At 43.4% G+C, this 17164-nt stretch carries 12 protein-coding genes and 1 other RNA gene; all 13 read right to left on the minus strand.

The window, feature by feature from the left end; translation table 11 throughout:
- Nucleotides 1-2704: beta strand repeat-containing protein (locus D3P07_RS26050; protein WP_397334625.1), on the minus strand; the 2704-nt coding region annotated here is incomplete at its 3' end.
- 886 nt (nucleotides 2705-3590) lie between these two features.
- Entirely contained in the window at nucleotides 3591-4118 is a 528-nt protein-coding gene (locus D3P07_RS26055) for an ATP-binding protein (protein WP_119803858.1), read from the minus strand.
- Between the two features lie 20 nt (nucleotides 4119-4138).
- Nucleotides 4139-4513 carry an ASCH domain-containing protein gene (locus tag D3P07_RS26060; protein WP_119803860.1) on the minus strand — a complete coding sequence of 125 codons (375 nt, stop codon included), beginning with the start codon at nucleotides 4511-4513 and terminating at the stop codon, nucleotides 4139-4141.
- Complete coding sequence (locus tag D3P07_RS26065; protein ID WP_119803862.1) at nucleotides 4491-5546, minus strand: N-acetyltransferase; 1056 nt, start codon at nucleotides 5544-5546, stop codon at nucleotides 4491-4493. The genes D3P07_RS26060 and D3P07_RS26065 overlap by 23 nt, the downstream gene beginning before the upstream one ends.
- Before the next feature lie 652 nt (nucleotides 5547-6198).
- Nucleotides 6199-7266, minus strand: coding sequence for a hypothetical protein (locus tag D3P07_RS26070; protein WP_119803864.1), 1068 nt, complete (start codon nucleotides 7264-7266; stop codon nucleotides 6199-6201).
- Nucleotides 7267-7367: 101 nt separating this feature from the next.
- Nucleotides 7368-9065: an ATP-binding protein gene (locus tag D3P07_RS26075; RefSeq protein ID WP_119803866.1), complete on the minus strand. Its 1698-nt coding sequence runs from the start codon at nucleotides 9063-9065 to the stop codon at nucleotides 7368-7370.
- A 200-nt stretch (nucleotides 9066-9265) separates the two neighbouring features.
- Nucleotides 9266-10000, minus strand: a complete 735-nt coding sequence (locus D3P07_RS26080) for an Eco29kI family restriction endonuclease (protein ID WP_259391695.1) — start codon at nucleotides 9998-10000, stop codon at nucleotides 9266-9268.
- Nucleotides 10000-11172, minus strand: a complete 1173-nt coding sequence (locus tag D3P07_RS26085; protein ID WP_119803870.1) for a DNA cytosine methyltransferase — start codon at nucleotides 11170-11172, stop codon at nucleotides 10000-10002. The genes D3P07_RS26080 and D3P07_RS26085 overlap by 1 nt, the downstream gene beginning before the upstream one ends.
- Before the next feature lie 670 nt (nucleotides 11173-11842).
- Nucleotides 11843-12046: a hypothetical protein gene (locus D3P07_RS26095; RefSeq protein WP_119803874.1), complete on the minus strand. Its 204-nt coding sequence runs from the start codon at nucleotides 12044-12046 to the stop codon at nucleotides 11843-11845.
- 408 nt (nucleotides 12047-12454) lie between these two features.
- Nucleotides 12455-12820: a transfer-messenger RNA gene (ssrA, locus tag D3P07_RS26100) on the minus strand.
- Nucleotides 12821-13058: 238 nt separating this feature from the next.
- Nucleotides 13059-13541, minus strand: coding sequence for an SsrA-binding protein SmpB (gene smpB / locus D3P07_RS26105; protein WP_119803876.1), 483 nt, complete (start codon nucleotides 13539-13541; stop codon nucleotides 13059-13061).
- Nucleotides 13542-13760: 219 nt separating this feature from the next.
- Nucleotides 13761-13961, minus strand: coding sequence for a cold-shock protein (locus D3P07_RS26110; protein ID WP_012772186.1), 201 nt, complete (start codon nucleotides 13959-13961; stop codon nucleotides 13761-13763).
- 321 nt (nucleotides 13962-14282) lie between these two features.
- Nucleotides 14283-17111 carry a ribonuclease R gene (gene rnr / locus D3P07_RS26115; protein ID WP_119803977.1) on the minus strand — a complete coding sequence of 943 codons (2829 nt, stop codon included), beginning with the start codon at nucleotides 17109-17111 and terminating at the stop codon, nucleotides 14283-14285.
- Nucleotides 17112-17164: the final 53 nt, after the last annotated feature.

Raw genomic sequence — 17164 nt, forward strand, 5'->3', positions numbered from 1 at the left:
CTTCGGTGAATACAGGAGTTGCTTTCTGATATACCTCACCTTCGGTTACCCCTGACACGGTAGGCGGAGTCGTGTCGATCGTGAAGTTTACCGTCGTTTCATTCCCTACTGCATCCGTTACGACCAGCGTGTATGCACCTTCAGTAACTATTTCAGTGCCGCTAGTAAATGCTATAGTATTCAACTTCGCTGTTCCTTCGATGAATACAGGAGTTGCACTCTTGTACACTCCGCCCTCAGATACTCCAGTAACGGTAGGTGGGGTCGTATCGATCGTGAATCTTATCGTCGCTTCATTCCCTGCTGCATCCGTTACGACCAGCGTGTATGCACCTTCAGTAACTATTTCAGTGCCGCTAGTAAATGCTACCGTATTCAACTTCGCTGTTCCTTCGGTGAATACAGGAGTTGCTTTCTGATATACCTCACCTTCGGTTACCCCTGACACGGTAGGCGGAGTCGTGTCGATCGTGAAGTTTACCGTCGTTTCATTCCCTACTGCATCCGTTACGACCAGTGTGTATGCACCTTCAGTTCCAATTACAGTACCGCTAGTAAATGCTACCGTATTCAACTTCGCTGTTCCTTCGGTGAATACGGGAGTTACTGACTTATAGACCCCACCCTCTGTTACTCCCGTAACCGTTGGTCCGACATTATCGATCTCAAATTTAACCGTTGTCACATTGCCTGCTGCATCCGTTACAACCAGCGTGTACACGCCATCTTGATCAATCTTTGTACCTGTATTAAAAGCAACACCATTCAACGTCGCTGTTCCTTCGTTGAATCCGGGAGTTACCGACTTATAAATTCCACCCTCCGTTACTCCCGTAACAGTAGGTGCTACTGTGTCGATCGTGAAGCTAATGGTCGTCACATTCCCTGCTGCATCCGTTACAACCAGCGTGTACACGCCATCTTGATCAATCTTTGTACCTGTAGTAAAAGCAGCACCATTCAATGTCGCTGTTCCTTCATTAAAACTGACGGTCACTTCTTCTTTATAACTCCCACCGTTCGTTACTCCTGTAACTCTAGGCGCTGTCTTGTCGATCTCAAAGGTTATCGTTGTTACGTTACCTGCCTCATCCGTTACAATCAGGGTATACATGCCATCTAGAGCAACCTGTGCACCACTGACAAAAACAGCCCCGTTTAAAGTCGCTGTTCCTTCGTTAAAGGTAATCGTTTTGTTTGTGTTGTATATTCCACCTTTTGCAACTCCCAACACGATAGGTAACGTCGTATCAACCCTGAAGCTCACCGTCGCATCATTGCCTGCCAGATCGGTAACGGACAGCGTATACGCTCCATCCTGTGTAATCGTTGTACCACTGGAATAAGGGTTTCCATTGAGCAATCCGCTGCCTTCACTAAATAGAGGCGTAACTGTGCTGTTATATACTTTGCCATCCACTACATTCGTAATAACAGGAGCGGTCGTATCTACTGTAATCGTACTGCTAATAACAGAACTGCTCGAATTTCCGACTTTATCTCTATATTGTACATATACGGTCTTAGCTCCCTCGCCAGCGGAAAGGACCCATGACCTCCCGTTCAGGTCAGCGATACTGAACCAACTGGTCTGCCAACTGCCGTTAATATTGGAGAGACGCACCTGCTCAACTCCTGAGCCGCTTCCATCCGAATAGGTTCCTTTCAAAGTGACCGTCGCTGATTTCGTCCATGAGGCACCATCATTAATGATCAGTGTACCTGTTGGTGCTGTCTGATCTAATAGAATGGTCTGAGAAGAATTGGCGGAGAACGCATTATTGGAATCCCTCAACTGCATATAGATGGTCTTCGACCCATCTCCTCCAGTCAGACTGAATGTTGCAGAATTGCTGAAAGGCAGCCAAGATGCCGCCGATAAATTAGCAACGCTATTCGCAAATCTCATATGGGTAACACTATCACCTGCATCAGGATCTGAACCTGATACGGATAGATTGACTGTGCTGGTGTTCGTTGCTGTTCCCTCCACAATTGTGAAAGAGCCCGTAGGGGGGGTATTAACTGGTCCAGTCTCATAAGTAACGACTAGCTTCGGACGGAATGCAGCATTCGAAGCTTCTAAGGAATACAATATGAATCTCCCGCTGTCTGCATCTGCCTCATTTCCGTTAAGTGTAAAAGTTACTATGCGATCAGAACCATCCGTAAAGGCATCGACAGCGCTCTTAACGTTGAGTGTAATCGTTTGATTTTGAAGATAAGTGCCCATCGGCACTTCGGCAGTGCTTTTCGCCGTAAATTCATCTGAATAAGGGCTGTCCGTATCTACAGAGGGGAAGATACCCGTAAAATTATGGTCCAAACTATTCGCGGCAGAGCCCCTTGCCTCCATGTACAAAGTGTGATTTGGGACTCTTAATACAGTAGCAACCGTCAAGACCAGCTCTGCTGATACAATGGTCCCTTCTGGAGCACCTAGATTGTAAGAAGCAGCCATTCTATTGCGCACGTTGACGAAGCCATCATTATTGCTCATGCCGACATAGAGATAACCATCGCCGTCATGATCATAGATACCGTTATATTCCGGTTGACCATTTAATTGCATTGTATCCGCAGTTGCTGTATAAGTCCTTGTAACTGTGCCTCCTGCTGCTTCAGCTCTTGGTACCAACCCGGGTGTAATCAGCGTGAATACCATAACAATAGTCATTAATAGAATTAGAATTCTTTCTTTCATTGTTTCTCCCCATTTCATCGTAAGGTATCGCCCATACCAAAAGGCAATGCTGCCCGAAACTGTAAAAGGCAGAGCCTCCCCCATTCTCTTCAGAACATCATAAGCCAAATCCTAAGAAGTTGTAGTCCTACTAAAGATGTACATCGCTAATTTATTTAATCCATACGAAAACCTTTTCTAACTTGGAGCAGGTCATTCATGAATATGTCTCGTTTTCCGAAAACGGCTGTAGCATAAAGATTTCTCTCTATTCGTGTCTATCTGACTGGGGTATGAGCATGCTTCACGACCCGCAATGCACCTCGGACTTGTTATATTTAGAATAGAGAGGGGCCTTACCCCCCCCCACCTAAATACTCATATTCTATAAATTCCCACATTATTAGACAAATTTCTGCTTTACCAAGAACCAGCCACCATACAGCGACAAATGATCTCTCATAGACCTTAATATCATCAATACTAAACTGCTCCGTCAAAAACATTTTCTTCGCGTCTCTCGCTAAATAAACACCTGGGAGCTCTTCTCCACAGGCTCTAAATTATTTAAAATGCAATAGAAGCCTCATGTCTCTCGAGCATTGTCAAAACAGCTTACGTACTACACACCCTACGCCATCAAAAATTTCCGCGGTTTCACTAACCTCAAATGCATACGAAAAAGCAAAAAAAAGCGACCTAACACGGTCGCTTTTTCCATAATTTGGTGGATACGAGGGGTCTCATATCCCATTATATACAGACTTTTTTTGATCAAACTAAACCGTGCTAATTACATTTAATTGCTATCTTCACGACTATTTAGTTTAACACTACCACAACTGCCTGTAGAGCACTTTAATTCTTTTTCGAGTTCTCTTATTAATAAAGTGTAACCTTAATGATTTTAATATATACTTTTTATGAACTCGTGTACTTTATCATAGGGATCATTTACATTATGAATCAACAATGGATTACCAAGAGAAGAAGAAATTTCATTGGCATACTTAATTTCTTCTCGCTGTAGTGCTTCAACTAATTTTTTGTCAAAAGCCACCATCGAATCCCGCTTGGTCAATCGAGCCAATATTTCTTCAGACGTATCTTTGAGTAAAATAATTCCTACTGGAGCGAGGGTCCTGAATGTTTGTTTGGGCAGTTTCACAATTTCCCCTTTTTCATTTAACAAACAGAAATGACCATCTAAAAGCAGCACATTATCGATGTGTAGTTCATTTATTGCGTCTATTAAATAGTCTTGGTTTTCATTTATCTTCTCAACTCGTTTATTGCTTGGAAATTGTATTTGTTTTTTACTCGTAATTAGTTGGCTTGATGAATGGTGAGTAAACTGATACTGCTCTACAATCATTTTGCAAAAATAAGTTTTTCCTACTCCGTGCCCTCCACAAACAAATATAATCTTAGTCATTTTTTAAACCCCTCATTATTTTACGACATATAACAAAAAGATTGGGGAGCAAAGAACGATTCATATTCTTTCTTAGGGTCGATAGGAGTATCGTACAATATAGGGTTAGAGATCTTTATTGCATAGCCTTCAAGTCGATCTCCAAAATATTGTTTAAAAAATACCGAGCTTATTCCTGAGCCGTCTGCTGTTGCTTCCCAGATCGCTTCCGGACAATCAATAATTATTTTTTCAATTTTAAACTCCCCAACAATTTTCCCCTCAGGCATAGTAGAATAGACGACTATCGTGTCGACATCATCTTTCTTGAAAATAACTTTCCTATATTCATACTTTTTCTCACCACTAAAAATCTTCTCAACAAATTCTGGTTTAATCGATAATAAGACTTTCATATACATCACCTTTAATCACTATATTTTTAAACTCTTGCTCACTTAAGGAGAAAAATCCCCAATAGTTACTTTTCTCTAATCCTACTTCTTCAACCAGGCGTTGTTGGTTTAATTTCCTGCGAAGAGCTATGTTATAGGTCATTTTAATCACATACATTTGTCCTGACCTATTCCATAGTTTTATTAGTTCATCTTTCGTAAAAACAGAATAAGCACTGCAATATTTCATGTATTCATTAAATGAAGCGAACTCACGTCGATGCCTTACTTCTTCCACTACACAAATTGAAGTAGCAACAGAAGTATACCAAGCTTTTGTATTCTCTGTTCTCATCCGGTAGATGAGTAATAAATCCCCTGGTTGAATCACCGCCAGCCCAGGTATAAAAGCGATATACACTTTATGAATACTGTTCGTATGAGAGACATCCTTAATAATATCAATTCTTTCATTTCGAAGAATTGAATCAGGAAAAAGTTTTGTGTGATATTCCGGTTTAATAGCTAACAAATGTTTATTTGTGCCTTTTGAACGGACTAGAGGATAATCAAGCAAGGTGATTCCCTTAACTTTCTCTAATTCTTTCACTAGCACCAATTCTTGACCTGCACTCGAAATTTTAATTGAATTGTCTACAAATCCATACTTTTTAAAAACTTCAACAAGCTTTTCATGTTTTGGGAAAACCGTCACATAAACGTGTTTAATGTCAAGAACAATTGCGTAGTCCAATATTCTTTTAATAAATCGTTCGCCCAATCGAGTTCCATGGGGATTCACTTTCATGGTTCCAACCTTTAACCATCTTACTTCTCTAAGTGTCGGTTGAACATCAGTAATGGGACCCATTTCTTCTTTCATATAAAGAAATGCTTCTAAAGCTCCTTGTTGATTATATAAAACCTGTGCATTCTCTTCACTTTTTTTCATAAACCATCTTTCAAACCTAGGGTAATCCTCTTTTAAAGTATCAAAAAAAGGATCTCCTAGATTTATTTCACTAAATTTTTTCAGTTCAATAATTCCGTCCACTTAAAACGCCCCCATGTCTAGTTAATGATTACCACAATATTACCAGACGATAGGTGTCGAATGTTGTCATATTTAGTCATTGCTGCAAATGTTCTAACTTATAAAGGAACACACGTTCCTATTGTACATGATATATTTAGAATATAACAGTTAATTTTTCACCTATTATTAGAGCCGTACAGCGATTAATCCTCACTGTCCTATAGTCCTACCAGCTTTGTGTGATGCAATTTATCTATCCGTTGTACTGAATAAAACCAATGAGCCGACTTTACTAGGTCACCAGGAATATTTCGTATTCAAAGATTAAAATTGCCACACCAAAACATCTCGGATTCGTTTGTAGCTTCCTTAGGAAAACGTAAAAAGCGACCTAACACGGTCGCTTTTCCCAAATCATAGTGTAGGCTAGGGGGTTGAACCCCTGTCCCAAGATCACACCACACGGCTTTCTACGGGTGTAGCTGCATTTTTGATGTCACCTAGGGAGGCCCCTGTAACAAGGTCCTCTCTAGGTCAGCCTGACTGTCTTCTTCAGCACTCCCCAGGCGGAGATGTGACAGCGTATCCCACTAAGGTTGGGCCCTCATCCCTTTGCCCTCCCAACAATGACTTTAAATGCTGAACGTTGATTAGAACATCACCGAAATACTTAAATTACATTTTCCTCCTTACGTTTAATCAACTCTTTAAGCACACTTTCACTTAGCAACAACAATTTGTAAGATAAAGTTCCGAGCCCCTGCTTTTCTTCTTCTGTTAGAATTTTAGCATGAAATAATCCATTCCTTGTTTTAATAAATTTGGCCACTAATTCTTTCGATAGTTCAATCTTATCCAAACCATAGTTAATATCAGTAATTGCTAATGATTCGGTGAGTATGCTATACAACTTATCTATCCTTCCCTTATCGGTTGCTGACTCAAAAATTTGCTTTATCCTACTTTGGATTCGATCTCTATGATCTTTTGTAGTTGTATTTCGACTAACTGCTTCTGAAATACTGTCCATAAGATCAATAATCTGATTATCCTTATAAATTTTTGAGTCCACAGATTCATGAAAAATATTTTTTTCTATATATTCTATAATAACAAAGAGGTTAAAGTACTTACTTTTTGAATCAATCAACCCTAATGAATGGTAATAACAATCCATCAGAAACCATAAATCAACATCCATACCTATCTTGCCCAATATCTGACTAACATCGTTGACCCTGAAAGTACTCGCTGCAATCATATGAACAGAATCTTTTATTCTTAAACTATCGTAAACCTCCATGTAGACATTATGATCCTCTTCTCTTTTGGAGTCGTTAAAAACAAACTGTTCGTATTTACTATACTTGCTCTCGGTTACTTTAATATTTTGTTGGTTATACGTGAATTTAATCTGAAACTGAAGAGAATTAGAATTTTGGGACTGAATTACATACGAAAGAATCTGTACATACTTATTTACCATATTATTCGCCATATCTAATGCATATGTTTCATTATCTGCATAGAAGCTACTTATAGATAATACATGCTCTTCTTGAGAAATTGTAACGAGAAATTTTTCTTGACTTTCAAAATCCCCTTTCTTAATTATTAAATCTAGAGTGTCAAGCACACTGTCTTCTAGTAGAATTTTCAATTCACCACTCATATTATGATTGCCTAAAAGAGAAAAGCGAAAATACTCCAGTGGGACCTGGATATTATATTTAAACATTAGCTTATTCTCCCTTACTAGTTATTTGTCCTGTAATAAAAATCTGTATGCCGTTAGAAATGAATGACTCATCATTTGAGTCAGATTAAACTGATACCCCATTATCTTGTTCGCCGAAATTGAATTCCAAGTTTTTCGAACAAATACTCTTCGAGGACAATAATTTCAATACGATGTGGATCTCGTTCGTCGTCAAGGAAGTACTGAGTAAATGAGCCTTGACCTGATCTTGGCACTATTCTCAGCTTTCGCGGATTTCCAAAGGCATCGTTAACAACCTCGTCATGCAATATCTTTAATTGCCAACATACAATACCGTAGAGACGATTATAGGAATGATTGAAGTTTTTATTTAGAAGATATTTAAATTCCACATATCTCAGCATTGATTGATCCAAATGTACACGTGAATTTTTTAATTGTGCTAGTACATCAATACCAGCATGCGTATCATAATCAATAATATCAAAAGGAAATAACGTCGGTTCAAGAACATCCATAGCTCGATATATTGAAAACACACCCTGTTCTTGTCGTGGTTCGCGTAAAACTATTCCCTTATACTCTGCCGTTTTTGCATTACGTGCATGCTTTATACGTTTATCCAGGTCATTTTTCTCTCTTCTTTCACTTTGATAGGCATCAGATTCTCTAGTCAGATAATCAATATTAGCCCAATCATCGCTTTCAGTAATTTGTCGATATATCTTCTCTACTTCTTTCTGAATCTGACTCAGAATATCTGCTGGTGTATTATCTATAGATCCACGGTTTGCGGTCAATTTTAAAGCTTGACAATTAAAGAAAGCATGTAATCTTGTAAACTCAGTACCCTTTGAGCCAATCCAATCATTCTTCTTTTGTACAGGGATAAAATCTTTAGATAGCCAAAGTCCATACCTTTCTTGAACAGTATAGGCTCCATCAGGTGCGCGGTAGCCACTCCGTTTGATCATTGAATTGTACTCTCTTTTCGCTTTATTGCCCTCAATATAGAAAACAGCTTGATATTCAATTTCAGGGGAATTCGGTAAACGACCTGTATGCCGAAAAGCCTTTACAAATCTATCTGGTGCATCTGCTAAATGATCATCTAAAAGACTATCTAGACTCATTGTTTCCGAAGCAAAGACATGCCCGAAAGAAACCTTCTTGGCTTCTCTAACATCTATACCTTGCAAGAACAGTTCCATCTTTTGGTGTGGAAGGTCCTTATATTCATCAAATTGTTGTTCAAATGAACCGAACTTTGTGAACCATAAAATGTAATCTTGAAGTTGCTCTTGCTTAAACATATATCTCTCATTACCGTTGTAACCTATAATCTCTATGAGAGTTCCTTCAAAAAACTCATCTGATTCAATAACTTCAACCTCCGGAACATATCCATCATAAAGACATCCAATAGGCTGCCTCATATGGCACTCGTACTTTTTACCTTCTTTACCAGTGACCACACCTATCTGTTCAGAGTTGAAATAGATTTTGGTTCCATGGCCCTTTTCACCAATTAATAATGGATCATCGTCTTTTTGATGAATTCGCTTGGAATTACCTAAATCAAAGAATGAATTCAACTCTTCGTAATTCATACCATTACCGTTATCACGAATCAATATTTTCAGTTTTGGGCGACCATGCTCTTGAAATGTAGTGAACGATAGATCTATACGACTGGCTTTAGCATCAAACGCATTACTTATTGCTTCACGCACCAAATCAAGCGGATTTGAAAAATCCGAAGCTATCTCAAGAAACTCTCGACTAGGATTTACTTTTGGAATGAAGTTCCGATTCATATAGACCTCCAAGAGGATTTATTTTGATTAATTCCTGAACGAATTTAGCTCCCAAATACATACACAATTCGATTTCATGCGATCAATTACCTGCTTAAAAACAAAATAAAAAGCGCTCTTCTGAGCGCTTAGTCCTAAGAATTGCAACTAATTTCCTATATCATTCAGCTTAATCTTCTATTCCAACACAAATACAGGATTTATGATCGTATTACCTCTTGAAAAAACGGGTATTCACGATTTTCACGATAAAGGATAATCCGTCCATAAAGAATGGTCGTCTGCCATACGCTGCTTGGTAAACCATTAAGAATTAACATTAGCAACTCCCTCATTGAAGAAGTGGCAGCTGTTATTTCAACATTGAAATTTAGTTCGTCCTGGTACTTTCTTTTCTCGTACCTAAATGTGTATGGAAGTCTAGCAGAAAGCAGTCTCAGCAGTTCTTGAGCACTTATTAAACCTAATTGAATAAAATCAAGATCTCTATCAATATCTATAGGATGATTTAAGTCAAACACAGCTGGTCTCTGAGTATCTCGTTCTTTCCCTGGGTCATTGCCCCCGAATCCAGAATTATTCCAAGGTGCACCATAATGATCAATCAAGATTGTCTCCAAATCGGCATTCTTAAACACAGGAATAGCTACTGCTTTAAAATGCATTAAATTAGGATCAAGATTATGCCGATGTTTGACGTGTTCTGAATGTCTTAAGAGTCGATTCTGAAAGCCGCCTCGTGAATCGGTCTTTCCAACATACATAACTTTATCATCCTGTAATAGAAGATAAACACCATTCTTCTTTGCGGGAATAGAAGATACATTAATAAAAGTTAATGGAGCTGCTTCTAGCCCATCAATAAACGGTGGTAGGTCTCTCTTAAAAGCCAACTCAAGATCTAACTCAAATTCATCAAATCCTTGTACATTCATTACAAACACCTACTATTCTCCAACGGTATCACATTGGCATTATATAAGGCAGTGGCAACTTGACTTGTAACATGTTGGGCCAGTATCACTGGAACAGCATTCCCGAGTTGTCTCATTGCTTCACTCCAAGACCCCTCAAATACTATCTCATCAGGGAAGGTTTGGACTTTTGCTGATTCTCTAACTGTAAGATAGCGATACGTTCCATCAGGGTAAGCAATCATGTTCTCCCCCCCAGGCACCCCATGAGCACCAGCTTTTAACGTTTTGCTAGGTTCGTCGAGCACACTACCTGAATGTCCTGGATACGGACGCGCACCTGATTGGAATATATGATTTTCGATCTCAACTGTTGTCTGAAACCTTGGATCAGGCAAATCAGAGATACAGTCTCTCAAGGTAACCCATGGTTTTAAGTGAGTACATTGCTCCCGATTTCTAACGATGCGTTCAAGCATCTTTTCACTAGGTCTAACTTGCGTGGGCTGAATACCTCTAGCTTCCCAATAGGTTTTAGCAACCCATTTTTGGTACGTAAGTTCTTCACTGGAATGTGTCTGTGTTGGAAAAGAGAAGTTTGCATTAATATCCGCCCTGAATCCAACGAAGAATATACGCTCCCGTTTCTGAGGAACCCCGTAATCGGCTGCATTAAGCACACGCGGAGGTATAACCTTATATTCAGGATTTCTACCACCAGTACCAGTATGGTGTTTTTCGAGTCTTATTAGATGAGCATCCCATTCTTCATTTGATTTACGAACCAATGATGGATAAGTTAACTGAAGTTGGATATACTCACGATATGTGGTGAATTTTTCTCTCGCCAAGCCCCTTACATTTTCAAAGACAAACGCTTTAGGCCTAATTTCACGAACTGCCCGAATAGCTTCAGGAAACATGTCCCTATTATCATCCCAGGCTTTGTGCCTACCGCCGATTGAAAACGGTTGACAAGGCGGGCCTCCTGCAATGAGATCTAGATTAGTTCCCCATTGACTATACTGTATAGTTCTCACATCCGCTTGAACTACATCCCACCCTGGTCGATTTCGCCGTAAAGTTGCACACGCATCTAAGTTCCATTCTATAACTGCTACATGTTCAAACCCCGCTTGTTCTGTTCCAAGTGCTAGGCCTCCAGCGCCTGCAAAAATTTCTAGCGATTTCATGCTAGCCCTCCTATAATGCAAACGTACGTTCTAACTATATATTATAATCTATCGATTATCTACATCACAATCCTGAGTTTAGTATAAACCATACGCTCTAATATATTTCATATTATTTAACAATGTCATTAAGCCTCCTCCACTAAAACAAGAAGACCGTCAATTCCTGCCGTCCTTTATTATTCGACATAGAATCATCAATACCCTGCTTTAAGCATAAGGAACGCGCCACGAAGGCGCTATTTCTGCTTTATTATCGTTTCAGTTAATGAATCGGTCTCGTATGTCATCATCTTCTTCTCATCATTCAAACTAAGGAATACTTGCCCCCGAGCCTTCAATACTAATTGTGATGTCATATACATCCATGTAGGTAATTCGGAACGATTCCTGATATGGCTCTTGCTCTTGGTAGTCTAGCATACCTTCACCTACATCAGTTATCTTAAGTTCAAAACAATACGTTTGACTTGAGTCGCACCATTTACCTTCAAACCCGCTTATAAGGTCCATAGCGGTATCGCCTGGGCTTGGCTCTGAGGTCTCTATTACTAAATAATCTCGACCTAGTTCATCCACATACCCGAGCGAATTTATATCGTCTAACCGTATACTTGTAGGCCACTAGCGAACTCCGACAAGCATCATGACTCTATCATATTCAGTCTTCTTAAATTCGAAATAGTTCAAGAACCTCATCGCCTTTTTCATAAAACGTAATTACGCCATAACTGCTGTCTGTGAAAAAAATATGAAAGTCGTGTTTGTCGGATGTCCAACGCCCTTCGAAATCCTTCAGTTCGTATTCTTCTTCTGCTGAAGATTCTTCTCCCTCAGTTACAGACGGCGTACTTGTCGCTATTCCCCTCAGCACTGGGCTTTGCTCCAGACGACGTCACCTTTTATATCGGTCGTTCCTTCAATATATGCCGTAATGCTGCCCTCCATATTGATGACATTCAACTTGCGATCTGCAAAAGCTGGAGCATACATGATATTTGCATCAACCTGATAGCGTCATTCCTCTGCACCAGTCGTTGCATAAATAGCGATTAGATCAAAATAGGCAGTGGTTCCTTTAAAATCTGGATGTTCGCCACCCCAAGAACTGATGTATAGCTTATTTTCTAATACCACTGGTTCGGTGATGACCCAGGGTTGCATTGGACAGCAACGCCTAAAATCCCTTGTACAATCAGCGTTTACAACCTCCTCGAACCCTTGCTGAGGATACCTAAACATACAAAAAGAGAGCACCTATTACGGTGCTCTCTCACAGGTAAAATGGAGGCGAGGGGATTTGAACCCCTGTCCGAAGATCACGCCACACGGCTTTCTACGGGTGTAGCTGCAGTTTTGATGTCACCTGTGAAGACCCCCTGCAACGCGGTTCCTCATAGGTCAGCCTGATTATCTTCTTCAGCACACCCCAGGCGGAGATGTGACAGCGTATCCCACTAAAGTTGGGCCCTCATCCCGGTACATGGGCGATACAGAGCGAGAGCACGTGAGCAGGTTATTAAGCTGCTACAGCGTAGTTTGTTTGTTGTTTGCCATTTAATTGGCTTTAGCGTTGATGAAGCAGACGACTCCCTGCTACCCGCTGGCTCGCGCTCGTCCAATCCCCGTCGAATCCATAAACGCCCCCGAATGGGCATAAACGCTGCTTATGCTCTTGCTGAGCATCAGCGTCTAGCTAGACGGGACCTCTGGATTGAGGTGTGACTAAATCGCACAAGTCATGTACATCTGAATTCGGCTGAGTCCTTACAGGCTCCTGCCGATTGGCAACCCACCGTTGCCGTTTACTTAGTATACCACGAACATCCTGCATTTGTCCGGGAATGTTGCTGGCAGCGTTGGCCGATTCATCCATGGGATGAACGTTATCTAGCCACCTTCTGCTTCTCCCGAAGCGCGCGCTGGATATCGCGCTGCGCATCCCGCTTAGCGGCGGTGTCGCGCTTGTCGTATTGCTTCTTGCCTTTGCCCAGCCCGATCAGCAGCTTGGCGTAGCCGTTGCGCACGTAGATCTTCAGCGGCACGATGGCATAGCCTTCTTGCTTCGATAATCCCAGTAGCTTGTGAATCTGTGCCTTATGCATCAGCAGCTTCCTTGCACGCGTCGGATCAGTCGGGTTATGGATGTTGCCCTGCTCGAAAGGGCTGATGTGCATGTTGTGAATGAAGATCTCGCCATTGCGAATCGTCGCGAATGCATCGCTGATATTCGCCCTGCCGTTGCGCAGCGACTTAATCTCCGTTCCCATCAAGACCATGCCCGCCTCGAAGGTCTCCTCAATGAAATAGTCATGGGAGGCCTTCTTGTTCTGGGCGAGCTGCTTGCCGTCGTTCTTCTTGGCGCCCATGCTAATTCACCTCGTTTCTTCTTCAAGACCAGCGTCTCTGTTGGTTCATTGTAGCAACTTTGGTTGTCAAAATCAACAATCGGGAAAGGTACTCTTTCCTTTAAACCGATCTTCACCTCATGAACCATTAAACCGAGGACTGGCACCCACTAATACAATCTATGTGAAGCAAAAGACCGCTCGACTCGAGGTCGAAGCGGTCTCTCCGAGATTAAGCTATTACAGCTTAACTACGTTTTCAGCTTGTGGTCCGCGGTTGCCTTGAACAACGTTGAACTCAACGCGTTGGCCTTCTTCAAGAGTTTTGAAGCCTTCGCCAACGATTGCGGAGAAATGTACGAATACGTCGTTTCCGCCTTCAACTTCGATGAAGCCGAAACCTTTCTCAGCGTTGAACCATTTAACTGTACCTTGTTGCATGTGGAATTACCTCCAAAAGATTAAATTAATATGCGCCTATTTGTTCTTTAAAAAAATATTCACACATTGAAAAGGGTTTCATGACGACTCTAATGACACCCTTTTCAATATGTGAATTCAGGTTCATCTCATCCGATTGCTTTGAGTATACTATCCCAGCCGCTGAAAAGCAAGCGACAAGCCTAAATATATTTTCCCATTATGTCCAGTTGGCGGCACTTTCATTCCCAGTAAAGGAAGGAAAACAATGCCGCCATCTGGCTTATGAGATTGAGCAGCTTCTTCTAACTAGCCGCCTAACGGTTTTCTTCTCCTCCTGGCTTACTTCCGTTTCTTGCGTACAAAAGCCGCTGTGGAGTTGTTCAGATCACCTTTTTTCTTAGGCTTCTTTTTCTTCGCTTCGCCCGTCTGCGAGGATGCTGCTCCCGCTTCCCCGGCGTTGAACACTCCGTTAGACGTCGCTTTTTTCCGGCGTCCGTTGCCGCCCTTGCCTTTCTTCTTGCCTGTGTCGCCCGAACTGCCGTCGCCCTTAACCGGACGGCCATCCTTGCCGCGGCTTTCCTTGCGGGCATCACCTCCGCCAGTGCGAATCGGAAGCCCCCACATATCGGTGCGAGAACTTTTGCCGTCCGCCTCAAGCTCCGCGGCCCTAACATCGATCCAGTCACCATTGTCTGCCCCGCTGTCCTTACCCCACGGATTGCCGCCATTTTCATTCGGAGCAGCTGCGTCCTTGCCTCCGCGTTTGAACCGGCTTTTCGCCGCTGGGTCAGTCGCACTCGGCTTCTCTTTCTCATTGGCGGCCGGCTTGCTGGCATCGCCTCGCCCGGCACCGCCTTTGCCCCGGCCGCCCTTGCCGCCGGCGAATGAACCGCGCCCACCGCCGGAAGCCTCACGACTGCCTGGTCGACCACCCTCACGCTTACCATATCCGCCGCGCTTGCGGCCTGCTCCGAAGCCGGCATCCGCGACGCCTTTGTAGTTGCCGCGCGGCTTCATGTCGACCATCTCGAAGTCAATATTATATTCGTTCATATCGACGCGTGCGACTCGAATTTTCACTTCGTCGCCGATTCGGTACACCTTCGACGTACGCTCGCCAATGAGCACCATATGGAGCTCATGGAAGTGGTAATAGTCATCCGTCAGATCGCTTAAACGGATCAAGCCCTCGACCGTATTCTCCAGCTCGATGAACATGCCGAAGCTAGTTACACTGCTGATGATACCGTCGAATTCCTCACCGACTTTATCCAGCATGTATTCGCATTTCTTCAGCTTATCCGTATCGCGTTCCGCATCGACAGCTGCCCGCTCCCGCTCGGAGGAATGCTGGGCAATATCCGGCATACGAGCGGTTAATGCCTCATGCCGCGCCTCGGTCAGCGCTCCGCCGCCCTCGATCACTTCGCGTATGACGCGATGAATAACCAAGTCTGGGTAACGGCGGATCGGCGACGTGAAGTGCGAGTAGAACTCGGCTGCCAAGCCGAAGTGGCCAAGACTCTCCGCATCGTATTTCGCCTGCTTCATTGATCGCAGCATCATCGTCGAGATGACCGTCGACTCCTTCGTCCCTTGAATCTCTTCCAAGAGCGTCTGCAGCGCACGCGGATGAACGGTGTTATTCCCTTTCCCGCCCTTCACGACATAACCGAAGTTCGCTGCGAACTGCATGAATGTCAGCAGCTTCTCCTGATCCGGATCTTCGTGAATCCGGTACAGGAATGGCACGCGCAGCCAGTGGAAGTGCTCCGCTACCGTCTCGTTAGCTACCAGCATAAACTCTTCAATGATCTGCTCCGCAACGGAACGCTCGCGTTTGACAATATCGACAGCCTTGCCGTTCTCATCGACGATAATCTTCGACTCCTGGAAGTCGAAGTCGATCGCGCCACGCTTCATACGCTTGGAGCGCAGGCGCATGGCCAGCTTCTCCATCAGATCGAACATCGGCAGCAGATCTGTATATCGCTCCTTCAGCTCCGTCTCCGGCTCCTCTTCGGTAGCAGTCAGAATGCGTTTTACATTCGTGTAGGTCATTCTCTCCTTCGTACGAATCACACTCGTGAAGACATCATGCTTTACACGCTTCAGCGTCTTGGCATCGAACTCCATCTCGCAAGACAGCGTCAGCCGGTCAACCTGCGGGTTAAGCGAGCAGATACCGTTCGACAATCGGTGCGGCAGCATAGGAATGACGCGATCGGTCAAGTAAACGCTGCAGCCTCTACGGAAGGCTTCTTGGTCCAGCGCAGACTTCTCCGTTACATAATAGCCTACGTCCGCGATATGAACGCCAAGCAGGAAGTTGCCATTCTCCAGCAGCTTCACATGCACCGCATCGTCGAGATCCTTCGCATCTTCGCCGTCAATCGTGACGATGATCTCCTCTCTTAGATCGCGCCGCCCTTGCTCCTTGATTTCTTCTTCGGTGATCGTATCCGGCGCAGACTCCGCTTCGGCCATGACCTCATCGGGGAAGCTTTCCGGCAGCTGATGCTTGCGGATGATGGACAGGATGTCGACACCCGGATCATTTTTGTGGCCCAAAATTTCCAGAATCTCGCCTTCAGCCGCGCTGCGGCCCTCCGGATAAGACACAATGCGCACAACGACTTTCTGTCCAGTCACCGCGCCTTGGAATCCGCCCTTCGGAATGAAGATATCCCGGTTAATCCGCTTATCATCGGGAATGACGAAGCCGTATACCTCGTGATTCTCGAACGTGCCGACGATCTGTGTCACTGCACGCTGGACGATACGGACAACCTCGCCTTCCATACGTCCGCCGCCTTCGCTTTTGGACGTAATCCTCACCAGGACAATATCGCCGTTCATGGCGCTTTTCAGATCATTCGCGTGAATATACACATCGGGATGATCCTTCTCATCCGGGAGCAGGAAGGCAAAGCCTTTCGCATGCGCCTGCAACTTCCCGCGCAGCAAGTTCATCCGCTCCGGTATACCGTAGCGCTCGTTGCGCGTGCGTAAGATCTTGCCCTCTTCTTCCAGTTTATTGAGCAGTTGAAGAAATTCCTTGAATTCCGCTGCTCCCTCGATGCCGAAGTGTCCCTCCAGCTCTTGGTACGTCATCGGCTTATATGCCGTTTCTCGCATAAAATCTAGCAATTCTTGCTCGCGTTCCATCATGAATGGCCCTTCTCCTCAGAACCGCGCTAAGGGCTATACCTCTTGCGGTT

The organism is Paenibacillus sp. 1011MAR3C5, from assembly GCF_003591485.1.
Taxonomy (GTDB): domain Bacteria; phylum Bacillota; class Bacilli; order Paenibacillales; family Paenibacillaceae; genus Pristimantibacillus.

Bases quoted from the DNA above. Each gene is read 5' to 3' on its own strand.
- D3P07_RS26085 (WP_119803870.1), bottom strand. From the start codon at position 11,172: ATGAAATCGCTAGAAATTTTTGCAGGCGCTGGAGGCCTAGCACTTGGA.
- smpB (WP_119803876.1), bottom strand. From the start codon at position 13,541: ATGGGCGCCAAGAAGAACGACGGCAAGCAGCTCGCCCAGAACAAGAAG.
- D3P07_RS26110 (WP_012772186.1), bottom strand. From the start codon at position 13,961: ATGCAACAAGGTACAGTTAAATGGTTCAACGCTGAGAAAGGTTTCGGC.
- D3P07_RS26055 (WP_119803858.1), bottom strand. From the start codon at position 4,118: ATGACTAAGATTATATTTGTTTGTGGAGGGCACGGAGTAGGAAAAACT.
- D3P07_RS26080 (WP_259391695.1), bottom strand. From the start codon at position 10,000: ATGAATGTACAAGGATTTGATGAATTTGAGTTAGATCTTGAGTTGGCT.
- D3P07_RS26075 (WP_119803866.1), bottom strand. From the start codon at position 9,065: ATGAATCGGAACTTCATTCCAAAAGTAAATCCTAGTCGAGAGTTTCTT.
- D3P07_RS26060 (WP_119803860.1), bottom strand. From the start codon at position 4,513: ATGAAAGTCTTATTATCGATTAAACCAGAATTTGTTGAGAAGATTTTT.
- D3P07_RS26070 (WP_119803864.1), bottom strand. From the start codon at position 7,266: ATGTTTAAATATAATATCCAGGTCCCACTGGAGTATTTTCGCTTTTCT.
- rnr (WP_119803977.1), bottom strand. From the start codon at position 17,111: ATGGAACGCGAGCAAGAATTGCTAGATTTTATGCGAGAAACGGCATAT.